This is a genomic window from Bacillus sp. FJAT-29790 (assembly GCF_019039215.1).
Taxonomy (GTDB): domain Bacteria; phylum Bacillota; class Bacilli; order Bacillales; family Cytobacillaceae; genus Cytobacillus.
The window spans coordinates 249,233-273,879 of the sequence record NZ_JAHNZZ010000004.1 but is presented as its reverse complement, the minus strand read 5'-3'; the positions used below and the strand labels follow the sequence as shown (position 1 = coordinate 273,879).

General features: G+C 39.8%; 20 protein-coding genes and 1 pseudogene. 6 read left to right on the top strand and 15 right to left on the bottom strand.

Annotation, left to right across the window (positions count from 1 at the left end; translation table 11 throughout):
• From BGM26_RS19805 to BGM26_RS19785, 5 genes and pseudogenes are all read right to left on the bottom strand, one after another.
• Positions 1 to 2,463: pseudogene (locus BGM26_RS19805) on the bottom strand (hypothetical protein); the annotation flags it as partial.
• Positions 2,464 to 2,882: 419 nt separating this feature from the next.
• Positions 2,883 to 3,311, bottom strand: a complete 429-nt coding sequence (locus BGM26_RS19800; RefSeq protein WP_217041998.1) for a TIGR03826 family flagellar region protein — start codon at positions 3,309 to 3,311, stop codon at positions 2,883 to 2,885.
• 93 nt (positions 3,312 to 3,404) lie between these two features.
• Positions 3,405 to 3,908 (bottom strand): ComF family protein, encoded by a 504-nt coding sequence (locus BGM26_RS19795; RefSeq protein ID WP_254119783.1) that lies wholly within the window; start codon positions 3,906 to 3,908, stop codon positions 3,405 to 3,407.
• Positions 3,909 to 4,098: 190 nt separating this feature from the next.
• Complete coding sequence (locus BGM26_RS19790) at positions 4,099 to 5,595, bottom strand: ATP-dependent helicase ComFA (protein ID WP_483297827.1); 1,497 nt, start codon at positions 5,593 to 5,595, stop codon at positions 4,099 to 4,101.
• A gap of 200 nt (positions 5,596 to 5,795) precedes the next feature.
• Entirely contained in the window at positions 5,796 to 5,960 is a 165-nt protein-coding gene (locus tag BGM26_RS19785) for a sporulation histidine kinase inhibitor Sda (RefSeq protein ID WP_217041997.1), read from the bottom strand.
• Positions 5,961 to 6,191: 231 nt separating this feature from the next.
• Between BGM26_RS19785 and BGM26_RS19780 the strand changes: the two genes are divergently transcribed.
• Positions 6,192 to 6,479 (top strand): hypothetical protein, encoded by a 288-nt coding sequence (locus BGM26_RS19780; protein WP_217041996.1) that lies wholly within the window; start codon positions 6,192 to 6,194, stop codon positions 6,477 to 6,479.
• A gap of 226 nt (positions 6,480 to 6,705) precedes the next feature.
• On the opposite strand, the gene BGM26_RS19775 is transcribed toward BGM26_RS19780, so the two are convergent.
• On the bottom strand, positions 6,706 to 7,392 hold the full coding sequence (locus tag BGM26_RS19775) for a response regulator (RefSeq protein WP_217041995.1): 687 nt from the start codon (positions 7,390 to 7,392) through the stop codon (positions 6,706 to 6,708).
• 295 nt (positions 7,393 to 7,687) lie between these two features.
• The gene (locus BGM26_RS19770) at positions 7,688 to 8,827 is read right to left on the bottom strand and encodes a sensor histidine kinase (protein ID WP_217041994.1); all 1,140 of its coding nucleotides are present in this window, start codon (positions 8,825 to 8,827) and stop codon (positions 7,688 to 7,690) included.
• A 664-nt stretch (positions 8,828 to 9,491) separates the two neighbouring features.
• Here BGM26_RS19770 and BGM26_RS19765 point away from each other — a divergent pair.
• Positions 9,492 to 10,130 carry a YigZ family protein gene (locus tag BGM26_RS19765; RefSeq protein ID WP_217041993.1) on the top strand — a complete coding sequence of 213 codons (639 nt, stop codon included), beginning with the start codon at positions 9,492 to 9,494 and terminating at the stop codon, positions 10,128 to 10,130.
• Positions 10,131 to 10,304: 174 nt separating this feature from the next.
• The gene (locus BGM26_RS19760; protein WP_217041992.1) at positions 10,305 to 11,345 is read left to right on the top strand and encodes an LCP family protein; all 1,041 of its coding nucleotides are present in this window, start codon (positions 10,305 to 10,307) and stop codon (positions 11,343 to 11,345) included.
• Between the two features lie 412 nt (positions 11,346 to 11,757).
• Here the strand turns inward: BGM26_RS19760 and BGM26_RS19755 are convergent, their stop codons facing one another.
• Complete coding sequence (locus BGM26_RS19755; RefSeq protein ID WP_217041991.1) at positions 11,758 to 12,798, bottom strand: glycosyltransferase family 4 protein; 1,041 nt, start codon at positions 12,796 to 12,798, stop codon at positions 11,758 to 11,760.
• Between the two features lie 321 nt (positions 12,799 to 13,119).
• Between BGM26_RS19755 and BGM26_RS19750 the strand changes: the two genes are divergently transcribed.
• Both BGM26_RS19750 and BGM26_RS19745 read left to right on the top strand, forming a co-directional pair.
• A complete protein-coding gene (locus BGM26_RS19750; RefSeq protein ID WP_217041990.1) occupies positions 13,120 to 13,326 on the top strand; it encodes a hypothetical protein in 207 nt (68 codons plus the stop codon).
• Between the two features lie 4 nt (positions 13,327 to 13,330).
• On the top strand, positions 13,331 to 14,716 hold the full coding sequence (locus BGM26_RS19745) for a SpoIID/LytB domain-containing protein (protein WP_254119780.1): 1,386 nt from the start codon (positions 13,331 to 13,333) through the stop codon (positions 14,714 to 14,716).
• A 29-nt stretch (positions 14,717 to 14,745) separates the two neighbouring features.
• Here BGM26_RS19745 and BGM26_RS19740 read toward each other — a convergent pair whose 3' ends face one another.
• The 7 genes from BGM26_RS19740 to BGM26_RS19710 form a co-directional block, all read right to left on the bottom strand.
• Positions 14,746 to 15,513 carry an S-layer homology domain-containing protein gene (locus BGM26_RS19740; RefSeq protein ID WP_217041989.1) on the bottom strand — a complete coding sequence of 256 codons (768 nt, stop codon included), beginning with the start codon at positions 15,511 to 15,513 and terminating at the stop codon, positions 14,746 to 14,748.
• Between the two features lie 10 nt (positions 15,514 to 15,523).
• Complete coding sequence (murJ, locus tag BGM26_RS19735) at positions 15,524 to 17,053, bottom strand: murein biosynthesis integral membrane protein MurJ (RefSeq protein ID WP_217041988.1); 1,530 nt, start codon at positions 17,051 to 17,053, stop codon at positions 15,524 to 15,526.
• A gap of 195 nt (positions 17,054 to 17,248) precedes the next feature.
• Positions 17,249 to 17,731 carry a PssE/Cps14G family polysaccharide biosynthesis glycosyltransferase gene (gene pssE / locus BGM26_RS19730; protein ID WP_217041987.1) on the bottom strand — a complete coding sequence of 161 codons (483 nt, stop codon included), beginning with the start codon at positions 17,729 to 17,731 and terminating at the stop codon, positions 17,249 to 17,251.
• Positions 17,728 to 18,213: a PssD/Cps14F family polysaccharide biosynthesis glycosyltransferase gene (pssD, locus tag BGM26_RS19725; RefSeq protein WP_217041986.1), complete on the bottom strand. Its 486-nt coding sequence runs from the start codon at positions 18,211 to 18,213 to the stop codon at positions 17,728 to 17,730. The genes pssE and pssD overlap by 4 nt, the downstream gene beginning before the upstream one ends.
• Positions 18,214 to 18,218: 5 nt before the next feature.
• On the bottom strand, positions 18,219 to 19,322 hold the full coding sequence (locus BGM26_RS19720; protein WP_217041985.1) for a glycosyltransferase: 1,104 nt from the start codon (positions 19,320 to 19,322) through the stop codon (positions 18,219 to 18,221).
• Between the two features lie 12 nt (positions 19,323 to 19,334).
• The gene (locus tag BGM26_RS19715) at positions 19,335 to 20,474 is read right to left on the bottom strand and encodes a polysaccharide pyruvyl transferase family protein (RefSeq protein WP_217041984.1); all 1,140 of its coding nucleotides are present in this window, start codon (positions 20,472 to 20,474) and stop codon (positions 19,335 to 19,337) included.
• 974 nt (positions 20,475 to 21,448) lie between these two features.
• A complete protein-coding gene (locus BGM26_RS19710; protein ID WP_217041983.1) occupies positions 21,449 to 22,930 on the bottom strand; it encodes an N-acetylmuramoyl-L-alanine amidase in 1,482 nt (493 codons plus the stop codon).
• Between the two features lie 189 nt (positions 22,931 to 23,119).
• Between BGM26_RS19710 and BGM26_RS19705 the strand changes: the two genes are divergently transcribed.
• On the top strand, positions 23,120 to 24,355 hold the full coding sequence (locus BGM26_RS19705) for a polysaccharide deacetylase family protein (RefSeq protein WP_217041982.1): 1,236 nt from the start codon (positions 23,120 to 23,122) through the stop codon (positions 24,353 to 24,355).
• The last annotated feature ends 292 nt before the right edge of the window (positions 24,356 to 24,647 follow it).

The window sequence follows — 24,647 nt, the reverse complement described above, 5'->3', positions numbered from 1 at the left end:
CAAGACTTGCAGAAGACGATCGCGGCCCAATGATTCTTGGCCTATTTTTTGTAGCTGAGCAACTTCACTCAGAGCTTTCTCCACTTTTTGCGCTACCTCACGGTCTATTTTTGGACTCTGCACAATTTGTTCACGGACTTTCTCTATAGCACGTGAGAGATTCGGCTCCCTCTGAACTTCAACTTTAGTTTCTCTCACGATTTCATTTGGACGCGTCTCATTTGTACTACGATCAGATTGGAAAGCTTGAGTTGGCTGAGCTGATTGGCGGGACTCTAGTTGCTTTTGCTCCAATTCCGCTTTTGCTAAAACTTGCTGCAACCGATCGCGGCCCGCTGATTCTTGACCTATTTTCTGTAGCTGAATAGCCTCACTTAGCGCTTTTTCAACTTTTTGCGCTACTTCACGATCCATTTTTGGATTCTGCACAATTTGTTCACGAACTTTTTCTATGGCATGTGGAAGATTCGGCTCACGCTGAACTTCGGCTCTTGCCTCTTTCACAATTTCGCTTGGACGCGTCTCATTTGTGCTACGATCAGCTTGGGAAGCTTGAGTTAGCTGAGCTGATTGGCGGGGTTCTATCTGCTTTAGTTCCAATTCCGCCTTTGCTAAAGCTTGCTGCAACCGCTCGCGGCCAGATGATTCTTTCCCTACTTTTTGCAGTTGATTCACTTCATTCAGGGCTTTCTCCACTTTTTGCGCTACTTCACGATCCATTTTTGGATTCTGCACAATTTGTTCACGGACTTTTTCTATGGCACGTGGAAGATTCGGCTCTAGCCGAATTTCTGCTCTAGCCTCTTTCACAATTTCACTTTGGCGCGGTTCATTTATGCTGCGGTCCACTGGATTCTGAGATGGCTGACGGGATTCTAATTGTTTCAGATCCGTTTCCGCCTTCACCAAAGCTTGCTGTATTCGTTCACGACCAGCCGATTCCTGGCCTATTTTCTGTAACTGAATAGCTTCATTTAATGCTTTCTCCACTTTTTGCACTACTTCCCGATCCATCTTTGGATGTTGAACAATCTGCTCACGAACTTTCTCAACAGCACGAAGAAGACTCGGCTCACGCTGAACTTCATCACTTACTTGTTTCACAATTTGGCTAGGGCTAGCAGTCGCCTTCTGCTGTTCTATATTAACTGGTAAACTTCCCCTTACTTCAGCCTTTTCGACGTTTCTTTGTAAATCAGAAAGAGCACTACTTAATACATCTTTTCCTGTCGTAATCCGACCCTGTTTCACTAGATTAGCAGCTTCGTTCACAGCACGGCTTACCTTTTCGACCATTTCTTTCGGAAAGCGGGAATTGTCGATTATTTGATCTCTAACTTTTTCAATTGAGCGCTGGATATTTGGATCCTTCGAAACTTCTACAGTTAGCTCTTTTACTAGATTAGCTAACTTTACATCTTGGCTATGACTAGCATTTGTCCCTCTTGACTGATCAGCGGGAACATTCGATTGAATCGCCTGCTGTTCTTTTTTCAGCAGCTGTGCCTCGGCATTTTTTAAAGCTTGAATTAGACGGTCTTTTCCGATTGATTGTAATTTCTCTGCTTCAACTGTTGCTTTTTCGATTTTTTGTGAAAGCTCTCGATCTATTTTGGGGTTATGAACGATTTCTTCTTTTATTTGCTGAATTGCTTTTCTTAAATCTGGCTCTTTTTGAATTAATTCTCGACTTTTACGGACAACTTCACTAAGTTGAGAATCGATGGATTTCGGACCTTCTGAGATTGATTGCTTTCCATTATCTGTTGCAACTGGATTCGATCCTTTCCCTTCTAATTGGTGGGCTCCAACGACTGGCGAAGACTGTGGTCTTACTTTTTGATTCTGTTGTGCGCCACTTGATACTTCCTTTTTAGCCAATTTGAATTCTGGATCAATTTCTTTAGCAATAGCTGTTAGAACTTCATTAAGTGGTTTGCCGTGAAGAGCCTCATGGATTGCACGAAGCTGGGTTTGGGTAGCTTCTAGTCTCTTGTTGGCTAACGCTTTAACCGTTTCAATTTTGGAGTCGACCGGCCCTTTTGCTTTATCCATAAATTCTTTTAGTTCGTTGACAACCTCTTTTGATAAAGGAGCGCCTTTATCAAGGAGAATTTGCGCAGCTTTTTGTAAACTGCCATTTTCTTTCCCTGTTATTCCGATGCTATTTAAAACTTTCTCCTCGCTAGATAGCTGGGAATCCATTTTGACATTTTCTGTTGCGATCGTTTTGACGTTAACCAATTGATCCTTTTGGCCGTTCACCAAAATGGTTACACGATTTTCGGATGGTACCCCATCTTCGAATTTAGCAAAAATTTCTTTTCCTCTTATATGTAAAACCGCTTCGGTCGCTGATCGTTTTTCTTTTATTGACGCTTGATAGACTTCCCCTTGTTTGATTTCAAGAGGACTTTCTGAGATTGGTAATTGATGATGAGAAGGTTGGTAGTTGACTTGCATTTGCTCCACTCCCGTACAAATCGCTTTCTGTAATAGTATTATCGGTGGAATCTCGATAATATTTAGAATGAGAAGGCTAGCTAGATTAGCCCTTTATAGTTTTAAAAAGTGTACACCTGCTCAATTTGTATGCAATGTCCGAGTTAGGTAGCTTTCACAATCAAAAAATCAATTTTCTTTAGATAATAAAGTCCAAAAGAAAAACCGAGCAAAACCGCTCGGCCTTTTTAATTACTACTCACTTGTTCTCATGTACAATCAATTTTTTGAATTAATTACAACCTTTAGCTAATACTTTCATAGGTCCTTAATTTCATCTTCGCTTAATTTCGAAGGATTCATTCCTTCATCAAGCAACTTTCTTGCAACAACTTGCATACCTTATAAAAAAGGACATCTATAAAGACATCCTTTTATCATTAGCGCCTACGAAACTTTTCATCCACCGCAAAATACGTCGCATGCTTTTCTCTTCTTTCAATTTCCTTCCTGCGCAATTCTTCTGCTGAGTGGATATCTAGGTCTTTTCGCAGTTCTTCCGCACATCTTTTGCAGATTTTCCCTTCTTTGATGATTGCCCCGCATTTATCACATGGGTACCCTAAATTCGGAAACTGCGTTAATTTCAAACGGCCGGTTTTGATGAACTTTAGGATTAATTCCTCTTCAACTCCTGTTGTATCCACCACCTGGGCCATCGTTGCCGCTCGGTTTTCACGTTTGCGGATAAATTGGTAGACGGTTTCATACGCCTTTTCTTCCTCTTTCCAGCAAGTCTGGCAAATGTCACGGAATTTATTTTTCACAAAAATTTCATTGCAATTTGGGCAATTTGTTAGCTCAGCCATATTAGGCTCCCCCTTTTGTCGGAAATTTACTGTTATTTCCTTCATTATAGCTTGAGATTGCCTTTTAAGAAATGACAGATTCTCGAAAAATTCTTACCCTCTTGCTATGGTGAGCGAACTGACAGAATTAGCACCTGCTGCTATTAATTGTTTTGCGGCATGTCTAAGAGTTGAACCTGTTGTGTAAATATCATCGATGAGGAGGATTTTTTGATCGGGGATTCTTTCCGCAATCTGAAAAACCTGAGAAAAGTGAATTCGATCGGAACGGGATTTTTTCGATTGCTTTTCCGTGTGGGTTCGGGTAAGGAGCCGGTGTGGTTCGCGCCCGCATGCAAGGATCAATGCTTCTGACTGGTTAAATCCACGCTCGTATTGGCGCTCTGCGCTTAATGGAATTGGAACAATCATGTCAAACGGGATGGAGCGGAGCTTTTTTTGGATTAAAGCAGCGAAGGCCTTGGACAGCACATAGTCTCCCCGGAATTTATAGCGGGCGATAACTTCTTGGGCAAAATCGTTGTATGTGACGAGTGAATGGTTTTTCTCGAGGGTTCCTTTCCATTCATCGTCTTCCTCCCAGCGAACACAATCCAAGCATTGGTCCTGGACTTTAAATTGCGGAGCGACATCTGCAAGGAGGCGATCACATTTCCGGCAAGCTTCTCCTTCTATGAAGGAAAATTTAGCACGGCATGATGAACAAATGTAATGCGTATTTTCTTTTGAAAATAATCTTGTCCATCCAACCTGTGGCGTAATCTCTTCAAAGCAAACGAGACAATGTTCAATAATCGATCAGTCCTTTCTTTCTTGCTTCTTCATTCATGTTAATTATTTGTTTTCTGGAACGGATCATCGCTTCTGTTTTACCATAGTGGAAGAAAATAATATCACCGCCGGGGGCCTGTGCACTTCTTCCGACACGGCCGGCAATCTGCACAAGTGCGCTTTCGGTGAAAATGCGATCCTCTGCTCCCAACACAGCCACATCAATATTCGGAAAGGTCACCCCTCTTTCAAGGATCGTAGTCGTTAGCAGCATTGGGATTTCTTCATTTCGCATCGCTTGGACCTTTTCTTTCCGACAGGGGTCCTCTGCATGGACTGATTCAATTTTCGGATGAAGCTTACGTACGAGCGGGAGGACTTTTTCCATCTTATGAATTTTTGGGACGAATAGCAGACATTGCTTTTCGGAATCGAGCCGTTTTTTGATCCATTGGAGAAGGTTCGGCGGGAGACGTTCCTTCTTGAGTGCCTTTTCCCAGTTCCCGCACCACTGAAAGCTTGGAACGGGCAGGGGATGGCGATGAAAGCGTGCCGGGATGGTCACAAAGTCTCTTTTTCCCTGCCGGCATTCCATTTGCCATTTTTCATTCGGTGTTGCAGTGAGGTAGATCATGGAGGATGTCGGCTTACGCGATTGGCGAACAGCATATTGCAGCGATTCGTCAACAGTATATGGAAAAGCATCCACTTCATCGAGAACGACCGTGTCAAAAGCTTGGTAAAAACGCAGAAGCTGATGGGTCGTGGCAAGCGTCAGTGGGGCATTAAGGTGGCGGTCCTCACTTCCCCCATAAAGGGAAGCAACTTGGATATTTGGGAAAACCTTTTTGAGACGAGGAGTGAGCTCAAGGACAACATCCGTTCTTGGCGTTGCAAGACAAACTCTTTTTCCAGAAGTGAGTGCGGCATCAATTCCTTCAAAAAGCACTTCGGTTTTTCCTGCACCGCAAACAGCCCAGACTAGTTGCTCCTTATTTCTATTAATTGCCTCAATGACTCGGTTCGAAGCTGCTTGCTGCCCATCGGATAAGGAACCGCTCCAGGAAAGCTGTGGACCTTTATTTTCTTTATAGGGATCCGGACCTGTCCAACTGAGTAAAGGTGTACACATGCTTACCCCCCCCATCATAATACACTTGCGGCAATATACGCATTCTTCCCCACATCTCACACACGGAAAACGCGCAAAAAACGACTTTTCTTTATTGCCGCAACGCAGGCATCGGTGTTTATTTTTTTCCACAATTAGTCCTTTTCGGTATAGGAGATAGCCATTTTTATAATGTTCATGTAGGTCGGGTAAGGGAAAAGGGAGATCGTCCGGCAATAATTGCTTTCCATGAAGAATTTGTTGAAGTTCCTTTATAAAGGGGAATGTTGGATTGAGCTGCGGGTGAGGAATCGATTCGACAGACGTTATCCGGAAGGTGTCGGCATGGCAGTCCATTTGCGAAGCAAGTGATAGTTTGTTATTTTTAAAAGCAAACCTCAAAAGTGGTCACCTCTCTAAATAATTGGTATTTCATCGCTTTTAATGTTGGATTTTGAATTTTATATGGCATATTTCTTGTTTGTTTTTTAGGCTAAAGCCCTTATTTTGTTGGTTTATAGTTAATTTTGCAAAGTGTGCTGAAAATTACGACATTCAATTAAAGCGGATTGCCCATTTCAGTGAATCATCCCCCTTAATGCTTAAGACATCTTTCTATCATTTTGATTTTCGTCCTTAATTTCTAAGCCCCTCTTTTGAATTTCAGTTAATAAAAACTGGATGAAACTTGGATCAAGATTAATATCGATAGCCTTGTAGTAAGTGGTCATTAATAATGGATCGGATAACTTAATTAGACTAGTCATTTGGACACCTCCGCATGCCTTTATACCTATTTTGGATAAAAATGAAATATTTGTAAAGGGTTTATTGAACAATTTCATAATACTTTCACTTTTAAGAGAGAATTCGAGGCATGATCATTAACAGCCTTAGTATTCACACGGGGAAAATGTAAAATATAAGCAACTTATCACCAACTATGATAGGATATTCTATATTCAAATAATTATGATATTAATTACAGGAGAAGGATCATGAATGAAGAAAAGAACCTTTCAGTAACAGGTATGGGGATGCCTATTATTGAAATAGGTCAAGAAATGAGAGTAAAGATTCTAATGAGCGAGCTAGAGCGCTATAAGCGGATTAAAGTACCTACGATTAATCATTCAATGAGCGGGGAAGAGTTGGCTGATTGGCTAATTGAGATTTGTTCGCCACAAGAACTGGATGAAATCATCTTTATGATCCGGCTTGCGCGTAGCAGAGGCTCTAAAGCAAAGTCAATTTTAGAAACAATAGCAATTGCACTGTTAAGATAATTCTAAAAAGCACGGGATGACATTATTTCATCGCGTGTTTTTAGGAAGTGCTGCCCTATATAGTGACACTAATAGAAAAGTCGACTGTCCATCCTACATATACAGATTACCCCTATTTGTCTTTTCGCGGTGTCAGGCACTGTAAAAAGACAAAAAGGGAGCTATTGCATAATGCGATAGCTCCCTCTTCAATATTTGTCCTTTTTCGGTGTCAGGCACCGAAAAGTTATCGTACTTCCACCCATCCATTTTTTATGGCGACAACGACTGCTTGGGTACGGTCGTTTACGTTCATTTTTTGGAGGATGTTGCTTACGTGGTTTTTAACTGTTTTTTCACTGATAAAAATGGCTTCGCCGATGCCGCGGTTACTTTTTCCATCTGCAAGGAGCTGGAGTACCTCGCATTCGCGGCGTGTTAGTAAATGAAGCGGACGGCGAATTTCAATTCTCTGTAAGTATGTATGACCCTGACCTGATTCCTCTGCAGCTAAGCGGCGGTACTCATTTACGAGATTGTGGGTAACCTTTGGATGCAAGTAAGAGCCTCCGTCTGCAACAACTTTGACAGCCTCTACTAACGCATCGGCATCCATTTCTTTTAAAAGATAGCCGCTTGCACCTGTTTTCAGCGCATGTGAGACATAATTTTCATCATCATGAATGGAAAGAATAATGACCTTTGAATCAGGATGCCTTTCGATTAATTGGCGTGTCGCTTCGACGCCATTCATATTCGGCATGTTAATATCCATAATGATAACATCCGGGTGATATTCTTCCACGAGCGGAATCACATCGCTTCCGTCATCTCCTTCTGCTACCACGTCAAATGATTTTTCAAAATCTAAAATCCGTTTTACTCCTTCTCTGAACAATTGATGGTCGTCAATAATAACGATTTTTGTAGTCAATTGCTTCCCCTCCTGTATTCTGCCAGTTAGTTTATATGATTTTCATTGTATTTTCTTCTAAATAGATTGCACTTTTGATTGATATGAGGGTTATTTATATAACGCGCTGGATGTGCTAGTTGTCGACAATGGACATGAAAACTTCGGGAGCACAATCAATGAGCCCCAGATTGTCCCGCATCTGACATGATAGCTTTAAAACTAATAAGCTCATTCCAAGAACTTGTTGCTTCATAATCAAAATTTACTTAAAGAGCTTTCGGTCTCCAAGGAAAAAACTTGATGAAGCCCCTCTTTACTTTAATGGCACTTGAATAATAACAATCGTCCCTTTTCCAATGTTTGAATCTATGGAAAGCTGGCCTTCTAGAAGCTCAACCCTTTCTCTCATGCCAATAAGCCCAAATGAGTTCTTTTTCTTATCATGAATATCGAAGCCTTTTCCATCGTCTTTAACGACAACTGTAACCCTTCTTTGTTCAATCTCCAGCTTAACATTTATTTCTCCCGCATCCGCATGCTTTAAGGCATTTTGAACAGATTCCTGTATCAATCGGAACAGAGCCACTTCATATTGAGCAGGAAGACGCTTCTCCTCCCCCATATTCGTAAAGTGGATTTTGATCGTCTTATGATACTCTTCGATCGTTTGCAAGTATTTTTTGAGGGTCGGAACTAAACCGAGATCGTCAAGTGCCATTGGACGAAGGTCATAAATAATCCTACGAACCTCATATAGTGCATTTCGGACCATTTTTTTAAGGTCACGGATTTCTTTGATCGCTTCGGTACTTCCTTGCTCATTATAGACACGCTCAATTAAATCAGAACGCAGCATAACATTGGCCATCATTTGCGCAGGGCCATCGTGGATTTCCCGAGACAGTCTTTTCCGTTCTTCTTCTTGGGCCTCGATAATCTTTAACCCGAAATCCTGTTTCAGCTTTGCGTCTTCCAGCATTTCGCCCATTTGCTTAAGGTCGCTCATTAAATAATTCATGACAACCGAAATTTGAGAAATAAGGTGCTCCGCTCGTTCAATCGTTTCATTCAGGCCGACTAATCTTCTCTCAATATCATCCCGCCGGTCCCGAAGCTGTTTCTCCATTTGTTGGTTCATGGTGTAATCCATTTGCAGCCGATGCGCTTTTTCATAAGCATCACGAACCTCAACTTCTGTATAATCCTTAAAATGCATACTAACCTCAGAGAGGCGCTTCCTGGCAAACCGGGATTGGATCTCCAGTCTGTCTCCTTCCGCAATGGACGTCATGACGAGCTCTTTTACTTCCTTTAACTCATCACTTAACGTTAAGTGATCTTTGCGGCATTGCTCTCCAATACGAAAAATTTCATTTTTACTAACCCCAACCGTATCAATCATTTTTTGCAATATAAGGTCTAGTGTTTTTGTATCAAATTTTTTTTTACTCATTAGAAATCCTCCAATAAGAAAAGCGCAGGGCGTACGCTGCGCATAAAAGTACCACAGACTGTGACAATTTACGCGCTGAACAAATGATCATTCTTGATGTTTTCTAAAAAAATTCCTTTGCCTACCTTATTTTAGCTTGAAATGATGGGATATACATCTCTCATACCTGATAAATATGCCAATTTGGTTGAAAATCGGTAAAAGGGCATAGACTTGAGTTTCTATAATGTGTCTTATATCCTATAAGAAGATTCGTATTTTTTACTATTTCCTAATCATCATCTAGTTTATTCTATCTTAACGGGCAAATTAGCACCTATGGGAAAATTTAACTTACAGGAATCGCAAATTACTTTTATAATTTCCACTGCATGAATATTGTTATTATACCACGGAGACCTTTACGCTATATTAAAGTTTAGTTACAAACACCTGAATATTGATGTTTCTTTTCTTGTCGAATTATAATGGAAGAAGACGAACATTATTTTTGGGGCTTTGTTAAATCCTAGTGTTGATAATCAGTAGTAGCGCGATATTCTACCTAGAACTTTTTTTCGCAGCGGAAACGCCTCTAAGAAAAAGTAATTGAACCCCCAGATCTATCAGCCATTTTGCATAACATAGCCACTTATTTGAAAGAGATTACGAAAGGAGCGGTTGCATGCTGCCCCGTTACTACACCGTAAAAGATTACGGAGAACACGAAATCGTCATCCAAAAATCACGATTTATCGCACACATCTCAAGAGCTGAATCAGAAACTGAGGCACAAGACTTCATTCAACAAATTAAAAAGAAGCATTGGGATGCCACTCATAATTGCTCAGCTTATATGATTGGCGAAAATGACCATATCCAAAAGGCAAACGATGACGGCGAACCGAGCGGCACTGCTGGTGTTCCCATCCTCGAAGTGTTGAAAAAAAAGCATCTGAAAGATACAGTCGTTGTCGTCACAAGATACTTTGGCGGGATTAAGCTCGGTGCAGGCGGTCTGATCCGCGCATATGGAAAATCCACCTCTGAAGGAATTGACGCAACAGGCGTCGTCGAGCGAAAATTAATGCGCATTATGCACACAAAAGTTGATTACACATGGCTTGGGAAGCTCGAAAATGAACTCCGCTCATCTGTCTACACTATCAAAGAGATCCATTATCTTGACCTTGTCGAAATCGAAACATACGTCGAAGAAGAGCAAACACAGAACTTTACGAACTGGATGATTGAGCTTACGAATGGACAAGGTGTGATTTCTAAGGGTGAGCAGTTATATTTGGAGGAAGATGTTGAAAAATAAACGATTTACGAAACAGCTTATTAGATGTAAAATGGTAATGGCTTAACAGATTTTTCAACAAAATTAGCCAAAAAGCAAGACTTCTTTCTTAAACATTAGTACCAAAAGCAACAATATATGCCAAATAAAGTCAAAAAACGAAACTTACTATTAATTTCACAAAGGAGAAAACGAATGTCTAATACTAGACAGACCAAAAAAGTACAAAAAAAACGCAAGAAACGAAGACGAATATTTTTATTTCTGGTTGTCCCTATATTAGTCCTAGTTTTAGGTGCGACGTCATATGGAGCCCTTCTCTTACATAAAGCCCAATCGGTCTTGGATGAATCCTATAATCCGATCGAAAGAGAAACATCGAAACGCGAAAAACCAGTTGATCCCCATAATGATAATATTTCGATATTATTTATTGGCGTAGATGATAGTGATACCCGGAGTTTGAAGAGTGGATCTCGTTCAGATGCGCTGATGGTTGCAACCTTTAATGAAAAGGCGAAATCTGTCAAACTATTAAGTATTCCTAGAGATTCCTATGTTTATATTCCGAAAGTTGGATATAAAGATAAAATTACCCATGCCCATGCCTTTGGTGGTGTCCCAGCATCGATTGAAACCGTGGAAGAGATGTTTGATATCCCAATTGATTATTACGTTAAAATGAACTTTAATGCCTTTATTGATGTAGTTAATGCGCTTGATGGCATAAAGGTCGAAGTCCCCTATGCATTAAGTGAAATGGATTCAAAAGACCGCCGGCATGCCATTAATTTAAAGCCTGGACTTCAGGAATTAAATGGAGAAGAAGCTTTAGCGCTTGCACGTACTCGTAAAAAGGATAGTGATTTAGAACGCGGAAAGCGCCAACAAGAAATATTAAAAGCCATTGTAATGAAGGCAATTTCTGTAAAAGGATTCACGAAATATTCAGATGTGATTCAAGCAGTAGGCGAAAATATGGCTACTGATTTATCCTTTAGCGAAATGAAATCCTTTTTTGATTATGCAGCTGCTGGTTCTGGATTAAATATCGAAACGATTAATCTAGAAGGAGCCGATAATTACATTAACAATGTTTACTACTTCCAACTGGATGAAACAGACCTTGAACAAAAAAAACAATTATTGAAAACTCATTTAGAAGTAACTAGTAATGTGGCTACTGAAGATGATAACCTTGCCGATTCAAAAAACGATAAAGATTCGAGTTCTTAAAAAAGGTTATATTACTGAATGTTGTTGATAATGACTGTTTTCGTAAAGTTTGTTGTTTTTATTATATGATTTTTATTAAATAATCTGAGTTGATTGGAGCGGAGGGCGCTTGACTCCTGCGGGAATAGAGGGAAATGGGAGACCCCACAGGCGGTAACGCCGAGGAGGCTCCCGTCCCTCCCGGCGGAAAGCAAGTGCCCGCTGCGGAAATCAACGGGCAAAATTTCAAGGCTAAAACAACAATATATGCGAAAAGATCCTTGATAATTAGCCATATGTGTACATGTGAAAACGTCCAATTTCCTTTTAGGGATTGGATGTTTTTTTGTTTGGCTGTTTTCATAACCTCAAGGAATCAAAAAAGCCACCGGAAATCCGATGACCTTTTTAAACATCTGTTTTTGGAACTGCTTTATTTTAATCCACGCATGAATTTTAACAATGGTTTGTAGTTTTTGCCCATTAAGCCAATTTTCTCTGCAAAAAATTCAATTATTATTAGCAACCCAGCAATAAGCAGGATTGCTCCCCAAAGCGTTGCTTGTGAAAAAACGACAGCTGCAAGTCCAAAAAATGCAGCCATTGCATAAATCATTAGCACTGTTTGGCGGTGGGAGTAGCCTAATCGTAATAAGCAGTGATGCAAATGCGATTTATCAGGAGCTGATAAAGGCTGTTTATTCACAAATCGGCGTATAATCGCAAAGAATGTATCAGAAATTGGAACACCGAGGATAATAACAGGAACAATCAATGAAATTAAAGTAATGTTCTTAAACCCAAGAAGTGACAGAACTGAAATCATATAGCCGAGAAATAATGCGCCTGTATCACCCATAAATATTTTAGCCGGATGGAAATTGTAAAACAAAAAGCCTAAAGTACTCGCTAATACGATGGAAGCGACAGCGACTACATAGCCGTCCCCCATGATGATGGCCATACCAGAAATGGAAATAAGAGCTATGGAAGATACACCAGCAGCCAATCCATCAAGACCGTCAATTAAATTGATGGCATTTGTAATTCCTACAATCCAAAGAATGGTTAAGGGGACACTTAGAAAACCAAAATTAAGTACGCCTCCAAATGGAAGGTTAATGAACTCAACATGGACGCCTCCCCATAGAACAACAACTAATGCAGCCGCTAATTGCCCGGCAAGCTTAATTTTAGCCGAAAGCTCCATCATATCATCTAGGACACCTGTAATAACGATGATTAAACTGCCGACAACAATTGCCAGCGCAAATGGTTCATCTGGACGAAGAATTAAGAGTCCAATGACAAAACTTAAATATATAGCAACTCCACCTAAACGCGGCATAACTTTTTGATGTACTTTTCTTTGATTCGGTTTATCAGTCGCTCCAATTTTAAAAGCCAACTTTTTTACTAACGGAGTAATCAAAATTGAACTAATAAAGCAAATGAACAAGGTCAAGTAAAACATATAGACCCTCCTTAGAAATATCATTCCCCATTAACGGTTTTAGATAAACAGGCAAAATTCAGTATCCATAATTAGGTATCGAATTACGTGGTACTTTTTTCAATATCTTTACTAAGTGGTCTCAAAAACTAAAAAGCTATTATTTTATACACCACGTGGATTATATCATAGGAATACTCTCTTGAATAGAGCGATCGACTCCTAAGCTTCTCAAATCTCATTAATTCTCGACAAAATCACGCAATATTTTCCCATTTTCCTAGTAAACTTATCTCAAAAGCTACCAAATTTTGATATAATATTTATCAGGAGGTTGGTTTAGTGAAGAAAAAACTATGTATTGCGATTATTGCTCTGCCACTCATGTTTACTGGAGTATTCGTTTTAAAAACGGCTGCCAACAGCGAAACCGTCATTGCAAGTGTGGAATGGGTTATGACAAAAATCAATCCACTGCAAAAAAAGGTAAACGAATTAGAATTAAAGGTTCAGCAGCTTGAAAAACAAGTTGAACAGTTAAGGAAGTAATGCGATGCTAAAAAAAATGATTACTAATGCCATTATCGCTCTATTAATCGTATATTTTTTCCCAACTTCTGGGGAAGCATCTGGGACAAGCCCATCCACCTCCATCACCTATCAGACGGAAGTAAGGGTGAAATTGTTACCGACAAGTACAATATCTTTAAAAATCAACGGAAAATATGAATTAGTAAACCTAGATAGCAATGAGCTTGTACCTTTTACAGGCACGATTTCTGCTGTCCAGCAAAATGGGAGAATTTCAGTTACCGCAAACGGGGAAGCAATAACATCTACAAAAGGGTTTAACGTAAATGAGGTTCAAGCATCAGAAGAAAACTACGTAGACATTTCAAATATTAACACAGCTTCCGGTCTTGCTCCTGCCACTTATAGGGGTTCCATTGAAATGAGACCCGGCACTAGCTCTCTTGAGTTATTTAACACCCTCGATATGGAAGATTACTTAAAAGGTGTTGTACCAAGCGAAATGCCGGCCAGTTGGCATATAGAAGGTTTAAAAGCTCAAGCTGTTGCAGCTAGAAGCTATGCCAACGTACAGATTCAACGCAATAAACAAAAAGGATATCTTGAGATGACCGTGTCCAATCAGGTTTACGGCGGAAAATCGAAGGAACATCCTCGCTCTACACAGGCGGTGCAAGCAACAGCAGGAATCTATGCTACATACAATAATCTTCCCATTGAAGCCGTATTCCATTCGACGTCTGGAGGACATACAGAAAACAGTGAGAATGTCTGGAAGAACCCGGTGCCATACCTAAAGGCAGTGCCTGATCCACACGATAATAACAATGGGAATTACCATTATGGCTGGGAATCACTTAACTACACTGACAAAATTCAGGAAAAATTAAACTTAAGTCCTACCCAAACATTATTATCCTTAAAAGTAACGGAGAGAGGTCCGAGTCAATCAGTTAAACAAATGGATGCAATCGTATATGATTCAGCATTGAAATCAGTTACTAACATTCCGCTAATCCCTAAATACGGTGCATCACCTGATAACTTCCGCTCTCTTTTTGGAATTTCATTAAAGAGTGTTAAATTTAATGTAACGAGCGATTCATCAGTAAAAATTAAAATGGCTGACGGCACAGAGCAAAGCGCTGATTATTTAAAAGGATATAAAATTCAAAGGGCGGATGATTCTGTTTCCATAATTGAAGATATGAATATTTCTTTAAAAACACCCCTTCGAACAAATTTAGTTCGCACCTCCCCTACCTCCTTTACATTTAAAGGTGACGGCTGGGGCCACCTGCTTGGAATGAGCCAATGGGGAGCAAGAGGAATGGCAGAAGCAGGTTATACTTATGATCAGATCATTAAGCATTATTATACTGGCGTAGAAGTAAAAAAAATAAAATAAGGAGTCCATTTTGGACTCCTTATTTTTTCTCAATTATTTTTAAATGGCAATGCCCGAAAAATAAAAGCGGAGAAATGCGAACGCTTTGTTGGTTCTTCAGGTTTGAAATATCCATCGTTTCCTGTAGCTACTCCATACTGGCTGATTGTCTTAATTTCCTCATACCCCTCAATTGTCCGAGAAACATCCTTATAGTCATCAACCGCTTTGTTTGTTTCTTTAAATTGGAAAGCTCTTTGCAGCACCATCGCCATATGCCTGCGCTTCATTGGCTCACCAGGCAAAAACTGCCCTTCACTTCCTTTAAAAATTCCATGCTCATATACAGTCATCATTTCAGCGAGTCCCGGGTGTGTTGGTGGAACATCCGCAAAAATAGAAGGTGAGTCGGATAATGGCAGGTCTAACGCTTTAACAATCATAGATGCTGCTTGATATCTTGTAATAGACCGTTCCGGAAAGAATCGCTGTTGTTCTGGATAACCTTTAATAATATTGAGCGCTGATAAAGCCATGATTTCTTTGTATGCCCAATAATTTTCCGTCACATCATTGAATGCCAAATCAGGACCTGAAGGCGCCGGAACAACGGTAGATCCATCACCTAATGCGGCTTCTATTTTTTTAATTCTTTCATCTAGACTGTCCATTTTGCTTGCCAGTTTCCCCGCTTCATCTTCAACCCATTCAGCTGAAGCCGCCTCTAATGGGGAACCAGCACTTAATTTTTCCTCCACAGCCGAACAAGCAGTAAGCAAAGCCGAGCAAAATAAAAGAATAATCCCCTTTTTCAACATAGCTAATAAATTACCTCCCCAATCTCCTTCTAACAACAGATGAAACGTTCAGTCTCTCTATTTCCCTTACCTTTAACCATTTCCCCACGACTATAAAGCCTGAACTAAGTGCCGCAAAACCGATTATAAGATTTAGAATAGGCGATTCGAAATCAAGCCATTTAGTACAAATTAACGCAATAAACAGTAGGATCGGAAGCAATGAAAGCTGCCTCCAGATATTATTGATATGTAACATTTTTAATTTTAGCATATTTCTTCCAGCAAACAGCAACAATAATAGTTGAAAATACGCACTAATTGTCGTTCCCCATGCAATGGCGTCCGCACCATAATCGCCTATAAAGAGCAGCACAATTAACACATTGACACCAAAAACAGCCAATAGTCCGCTAATAACTGGCAGCAAGGCTCTTTCCATCGCGTAAAAAAAGCGCGTCACATACAAGTTAGCAGCGTGTGCGAACATGCCAAAAACAAAAATTTTCAATAATCCACTTGTCATTATCGAAGACTTTTCATCAAATGAGCCATACTCAAAAATTACTTTTACCATATCTTTCGCATAAAAAAGAATAAAAATAGTCGAAGGAATCATGAGAAACAACATATATTGAATTCCTTCACTATACATCTTCGCCAAGTCTTTCTTGTTGCCCTCAGCTACTTTTTTCGCAATCAATGGGTAAATAACCGTTGTAACAGCCCCCATTAAAATGGATTGCGGCAATTGGACAAGCTTCGATGAATAATTTAATGCAGCCAAATACCCTTCCTCTAATGAGGATGCAAATATCCGCTGAATTAAAAAATAAAACTGCAATGTTGCACCACCAAGCAAAATAGGCAAAGCAATTTTAATAAAACGGAAGCCATATTCCTTTTCTGCAATGGCAAACCGGAGCCTAAATGGCCTTTCACCTATCTTCCTTAAACTAACAGTCAGCATGATCACCAAAACGAGGGCCCCTGCTACAGCCCCCCATGCATAAGCCTCTTCATTTAAAAAAGGGAAAAGTATGATGGCAATTAAAATAAAAAGAAAGTTATTTATTAATGGGGCAATGGCTGTAATTTGAAACTTGCCAGTCACATTCAACAATCCAGAAAAATACATAGAAAGGACTAAAAGCAATGTGGTTGGTCCCATAACTCTAAACAGACCAGTTGTTACCTTTAGCTCTTCACCGCTTAAACCGGTAAAAACCGTAGCAACCCACCATTCCGAAAACATAAAAAAGACCAGACTGAGAGCTGAAAAAATAAGAAGAGAGTATGTAAAGATTATTTCTTTTAATTCGGTCTGGATCTGAGTGGAGCCTGCTTTATTATAGACGCTGATAAAGGCCGTAGTGATTGCCCCACCTGCAACAATATAAATAAAGTTAGGGATCGTGTAGGCTGTAATGATACTTTCAGCTACATAAGAAGTGCCAAAATGATAACCAATTACGACTTCCCTAAAAAAACCAAAGAAACGGGAAATAAGATTGATGACGGCCACAGCTCCGATGATTTTTATCAGACTCGCCTTGTTCATCGCAGATCACCGGCCTTTTCTTTCAAATTCGCCTTGGCGTATTCGCGCCTAGATTTTACCTTTGCTTGCTCGATAAATTCCTTTAAAAAATCTAAAGGCTCGCCTGAGGCTTAACTTTATTCAGCCTGGGTTGGACCCAACTAAATGGGATACCGGTTTTCATTCATCTCGCCACTTATAGTCTGCTGAATAAAGTTAAATTTTTTTGTCAATAAAATCTCGAATGATCGTCAGGATTTCACTCTTTCCACTCCGATAAGGAACTGGTTCAAAACGTGGAAGCTTCTCAAGAACATCTTCAAAAAGGAGAGGCTCGTCCCAATACAAAAGATGTCCAGACTTCCAGAACTGTTTAACAATTTCCTTCTGGTGGTCATCATTATGTTCTCCATACTTAATTAACCTTGGAACAGCAATCACTTTTTTACCCATTTTCACTCCCATTGTAATCGAACCAGTACCCCCATGAGTGATAATGAAACTGGCCTTTTCATAAAGCTCCGCCATCTCTTCATAAGTGGTAAAGTCAATGAAATCCATTTTATTAGAGCGATATTTTGTGTGACCTGCTTGTACAAGCACATTTTCCGTGATATTTCCGTTGTCTATTTGATGATCGATCTCTTTCAACAAACGGTCAAAAGGGAGTTCATGAGTTCCCAGCACTACGAATATCAATAGATTGAACCTCCATAAACAGCTTTAGGATAATGTTTTTTCATTTCCTCCCACTGTACGATAAATAAATCAGCGATCGGATAGACCATTTTTCCTGACATCGTCGGTGTGGATGTCTTAGCAAAGCTCTCAATAAATATGACCTTTTTCCCGAACAACTTGGCGATATAGCACATTGGAACTGCAGTATGGGCACCTGTTGTCACAACCACATCCGGACGTTCTCGTAAAAAATAAAACAGTGATTTAAAAGAATTATAGGTAAACTTAAAAACATATTTAAATAAATAATTTCTCGCCCCATACATCAAAAAGGACATATTGTATTGTTTGCTTAATTCTTTTGTTATGATCGATTCTTCCGTTATGATATGGTACTCATATTCTTCAAATAAAGGCTTTAACTGCAGCAGCTGCGTCAAATGTCCTCCCAATGAAGAAATAAACAGAACCTTTTTCTGTTTTTTATGTTTATTTTTCATTCATCCTACCCTCCAGTAGGAAAATAGACTTCTATTACCCGATTGAGCATTTGTTCTTGGTCGTTTTCCTCTGCTTTTTCTTCTCCGTTTTTTACAAGCATATCTTTATTCTCTTTTGAAGTAAGAATATGTAAAATCCCCTCTGAAAGAGCTTCAGCATCTTTAACCGGAACAATTTTTCCAGCTCCGTCAGCAAGCAAGTATTTTAAGCCGCCGACATTTGTGCCTACGACGGGTGTCCCACATGCCATCGCTTCTAATGCAACAAGCCCAAACCCCTCGATATGGGAGGGCAGAACGAAAACTTCTGAGGCTGACATCCATTCAGAAATTTCTTTTTGGGATTTTACGCCCAAATACGAAACTTCATTGTTTATGTTCAGTTGTTGAATTCGCTCAAATAGTTCTTTCTTAAACGATTGATCCTTGTCAGGTCCGATTAAAAATAATCTGACATTCGGTTCAGATTTTTTCAATAATCGAATGGCTTCTACTAGCTCTAACAGCCCTTTTTGCTTTATCAAATTACCTACATAAAGGATCGGTATTTCTTCCGTTTTAATATCACACGTTTTCCTTGCCTCAATTTTGGATATCGGCTTGAAAACATCTCGATTCACACCCATATTGATAATAGAAATCCGGTTAACCGGAACGGAAAACTCGTCTACTATCGTATCATAAAGCTCCTGCCCTACGGCAATGACTTGGTCAGCTTCCTGCAATATTTTTTTGGTCAAGCTGTATATTTGCTTATTCTTCCTTGCCATCTTATCAATATCACCGCCATGAGCAGTGACAATTAGCCGGGTACCAAAGAGTTTTTTGAAAAAATACGCTAACAGGCCACTAGGGAAAACATAGTGAGCATGGACCACATCATATGATTTCCCCTTTGTCATCAGAGCAAGAATCGTTTTAAAAAACCAAGAGGAGTATTTCTTCAGGACATTTAACTTCCCGCTATCTGGGTTTTGGATAGCCGCGACATCAACAGAAAGGCCGCGGCGTTTTAGAGCCTCAACCTGATTTTTGACAAAGATGCCAAAACTTTTGTGCTTTTCAGTTGGATACATATTCGTAATGACTAATACCTTTTTGGTACTCATTCCTTCTCACACCTAACGTAAGACTTGCCCTATTTGCTCTAGCCCTTTTTTAGCTTCCATCACTTGCTGTGATGAAATAGTAGAAAAGGACTTTTGCTCCATCTGCCAGTTCCTTTTATATTCGTGAATGAGTTCATTCAGAATTCCAGGTTTATTCATTTGCTCAATATCGATATAATACTTCTCTTTACTAATCCTTCGCATAAAGTTCCGGACTTTCCTATGATATCCGACTCCAACAATAGGCGTTTCCGCCGCAACGGACAGGATTAGAGAATGCAGCCTTGTTCCTATAATAATATCCTGTTTGCCACATATTGAAACGAGTTGATCTGGATTAAGATTATCTTTTAAGATCGTCACAGCGCCTTTTTCTTTCATTACATTAACGATATCCTCTGTTACCTTAACATCTTGCGGGTATTTCGTGGAGAAAAAGGTGATTTCTGCATCATGCTCTTTAATGATCTCATCAAGATTATTGGCCATTCCAAAGACAAAAGCCTCGTATTTTTCTTCATTGCTTTCCGGCCAGTATTCCTTGCTGAAATAAGGAACTGCTGTTACCCCAATTTTTTTGACAGACAGAGACATTTCCTTTTTTAGCCGTTCACCAAGCTTAAAAGCAGGATCGGCTATGATCTGTATCGGCTTTTCAACGCCGATTTTTTCCAATAATTCTTTAGATTCACTGTCCCTTACGGATATGGAATGTGCCGCGCCGATCATCCTTTTAATGAGAAATGAACCTGATTTCGTTGTAATGGGTCCTGCCCCAACTCCGTAAATAACTACCTTGCAGCCCCCAAAGCGGCCCATTAATGCATGCGAGAAGTAAAGCGGGGCATCACGCTTATACATATCCATTAACAGCCCGCCGCCCCCAATGATGAGGACATCAAGTTCTTTTATGATTCGATTGTTTTTATTGATCGTAGCTGCGACTGACTTTAAGAGCGACCCTCTTTTATGTAAAAGTTTAACAGCCTTTAAGCCATATCTAGCCTTAGTATTTTCAGGATTATTACTAAAAATCGTAATGTTTTCTCTATCTATATTTAAGTCGACTAGTAACTGGGTCAGGATCCCTTGAAGGATCGCTTCATCCCCATTATTATCATGACCGTAATTTCCAACGATTCCAACTTTCATTTAACTACACCTTTTAATTTATTTTACGACAAATTGCACCTTCATTCACCTTTATTATTATAGCAATTTTTAAAGAGGAAGAACAAGAAAAGCGGAAACGCCTTCGGAACAATTAAAAAATAAATTGACCCCGTGTTGATTATTCCTAGGAGCTTGCATTCGTGTTCCTTTTATTCATGTGTTGAACATGCCTACTATAATAAGGCTCTATTCTAAGGTAATGTCGTTTACAGAATTATTGATCATATAAAAAATTCAATCTTGAAATTACCGATGGCCGTATGTTCCGTTTTTAGGGCCCCTTAAGTGATTTTATTGGACCTCTTCGAGAAATAAACAATGTTGATAGGATTACAGACAGCTCTTTTGGTCCGATTCAAGAGAAAAACAAGGTTCTTGGGCCTATAGAGTAGCTCTATTGAACCGATTCAGGAGAAAAACAAGGTTCTTGGGCCTATAGAGTAGCTCTATTGAACCGATTCAAGAGAAAAACAAGGTTCTCGGGCTTATAGAGCAGCTCTATTGGACCGATTCAAGAGAAAAACAAGGTTCTTGGGCTTATAGAGCAGCTCTATTGGTCCGATTCAAGTGAAAAACAAGGTTTACGGGCTTATTGAGTTGCTCTATTGAACCGATTCAAGTGAAAAACAAGGTTTAGAGGCTTATAGAGTAGCTCTATTGGTCCGATTCAAGAGAAAAACAAGGTTTATGGGCTTATAGAGCAGCTCTATTGAACCGATTCAAGAGAAAAACAAGGTTCTTGGGCCTATAGAGTAGCTCTATTGAACCGATTCAAGTGAAAGACAAGGTTCATGGGCTTATAGAGCAATATTATCGGCTCCTTACTTGAATAATTCTGTGTTCAAGCGGTTCAATCAAACGATATTGCGGCTATTGGAAATAACAACATTATTTCTGAAAACAGCCTAAAATAAAGAACGACCGTGATATCACGATCGTCTAGGTTTAAGCAATTATTTGCTATAATAATTTAATATTCCGCGATAAATAGCCTCGGCATAAAGCTCTTGATATTGTGCGGATCCAAGTTTCGCAGCGTCTTCAGCGTTAGTAATAAAACCTAATTCAACCAAAACACTTGGAACATTTTGGTTTTTAATCACATAGAAACCAGTATTCTTAACACCTCTGTCGGTCATTCCTGCAAGAGCAACGATTTGTTTTTGAATCTCTTTTGCCAGCTCGTTGCTCTCAGAACCATTAGCATTTGCAGAATCATCATAAAAAGTTTCTGCGCCTTTAGCTGAAGCGCTGGCAGCATTCGCATGAATACTTACGAATAATTCCCCATAGCTATTCTGTGATGTAGTTACTCGGTCACCAAGTGTTGGGAAAGTGTCTCCCGATCTAGTCATCACAATTTTTGCTCCTTGACTTTCAAGCTTGGCCTGAACAAGCTTGGCCACTTCTAGCACGACTGTCTTTTCATTAAGGGAATTACCCGATGCTCCCGGATCTTTTCCTCCGTGCCCTGGGTCTATGACGATGACCCTATCTTTTAGGACACTTCCACTGTTATTTTTTAATTTTAAATACGTTTTATGAACATAGGCAATCTGGTTATTATAGCTAATTTTCGCCCAATACCCATTGATTTCGTGGACAGCAACAATATTACCTACAGTAAGTTTACCGACAATCGATGCAGATGCATCTGGAGATGAACGGACATTTAATGAACTTACCGTAACTTTTCCGGATAACTTGGCATTTTCTAATGCCGGCGGTTGAGTAATTTCTGGCACCGAAGGTTTTGGACTTTCTGGTACCGGAGAAACTGGGATTTTAAAATCATCATGTAGTGCACGTCCAATGAAAACGGCAAATTGCGCTCTTGTAATATCATTATTCGGCTTGAATAAACTTCCGCTTCCGTTCGAAATGCCATTATAATAGAGTGCGTTTATGTAGGAAGCCGCCCAAAATCCATTTTTAATATCCGTGAAAGCAATCGTTTTTTCGTCCGCTGCTGAAACATCGAGACCAAAAGCATTCGCAATAACTTTACTCATTTGTGCCCTTGTTAACAATGCATCTGGTTTATATGTTCCATCATCATAGCCATCAATGAAGCCCAGCTCACTCGCACGAGCAATCCATCCAATAGCCCAATGCGTATTCGGAACATCTTTAAATCCCGATTTTGCCACATTCTTTTCCGTTTTCCCTTTAGCAAGCACAATTATTTTTGCTGCTTGCGCCCGCGTGACACTGTTCTCCGGATGGAATACAATTCCACCTTTTACTTCATAGCCACTGATAATATTCCCGGAATACAAATATTCAATCTCTTTTTTTGCCCAGTATGAAGCTGGCACGTCCCCGAAAGTAACCGACGAAGAGGCAGATGCTTTTTCTGAAAAACCACCCAAAAGAGTCCCAAATACAAAGAAGCAAACAACAATGAAATACCTTACCCTAACGTCTTTCGACATACATGTGCCCCTTTCAACATTAATCCCTATTATTCTATCAAAATTATGGTAGTAAAACCATAATACGTTAGTCCTTTCTTCACATTTCTTTGGAGAATCGAAAAGAATGTGTGGAAACATTTGCTTTTCGGCTTGTATATTTGGTAAGTTTACACTATCCATATTTTAGAAAAGGGGTAGTAAAAAGGAATGTGGGACATTAGAAACAGGATCGTTGTTTTAATGGCGGGGATTATCTTAATGTTTTTATTCAGTGAAGTGCACGCAGAAGCTGCGAATGGTCCTGTTATCCAAGTAACCCGTGAGAAGGCCGATGTTTATGATAATCGGACGAAAAGCCTAGTTAAAGTAGGCGAATTGTTTAATGGGGAAGTTTATAGAGCAATCCGTCCATATGGGGAAAATTGGTACGAAATCAACTACGCTGATCGGACTGCATACATTCCGCGAACAACTGTGAAAGAAGTCTTAGATACGCCAATAGTAAATGAAAATAAGTACTACATGCCCCTTGGAGACCTTATTCAATTAAGTACTAATGCCACTGTCTATGATAATAGTTCAGGTACTCTTCAGCCTTTCGCAACAGTTTTTAAAAATACTATTTTTCCAATCTTGAGCAGATACGGAAACTGGTACAAAATTGATATCGGGGGCAGGATTGGATTTATTCATAAAAACAGCACAGTGATGATCAGCGAAAAATGGAAGACTTCAAATGTCAACAAAGTGCCTGTGCTTATGTATCACCATCTTTTACAAAAAAAAGAGAACTTAACTCCTTCCAACAATGTCGTTTTGAACGTGGAGAATTTTCAAGAGCAAATGAATTACTTAAGTAAAAATGGCTTTGAAACCATTTCTCTCAGTGATATGGAAGCTTATATCCGCGGAGATATTAAGCTTAGAAATAAAACTGTATTAATCACTTTTGATGATGGCCATAAAACGAACCATTTGTATGCATTGCCCGTGCTGAAACAATATGGATTCCAGGCTGGTGCTTTTATCATTACAGGCAGAACTTCTGACTGGCCCTCTACTTTTAATCCAGCAGGCCTGCAATCATTAAGCAAACCGGAAATGGTCGAAATGAAGGGGACTTTTGAATTTGGCAGTCACACGGCAGCGATGCATGATCTCAGTGGTAATAAATCCTTTATGTTAATCAAGCCCCAAAACGAAGTATTAAATGATTTGAGAATAAGCAAAAACTTTTTGAATACGAATTATTTTTGCTATCCATTTGGCCAATTTGACAGCACAACGATTTCATTAGTAAAAAATGCAGGCTACCGAGCCGCCTATTCCACTAAAACCGGATATGCTACCGTGAATTCGAATTTATATGAAATCCCAAGGTTCGGCGTCTACCCTTCAACATCTCTCAAGGAGTTTGCAGCGATTGTAAATGGCACGAAATAACGGTGTCAGGCACCGCCCTTATGAGGACCGGTTTTCCATTTTCGGTGAGTTTTCGCTCGCCATGAACCCCTCATGAGGACCGGTTTTCCATTTTCGTTGAGTTTTCGGCCACCATGAACCCCTCATGAGGACCGGTTTTCCATTTTCGATGAGTTTTCGGCCACCATGAACCCCTCATGAGGACCGGTTTTCCATTTTCAATGAGTTTTCGGTCGCCATGAACCCCTCACGAGGACCAGTTTTCCATTTTCGATGAGTTTTCGCTCGCCATGAACCCCTCATGAGGACCGGT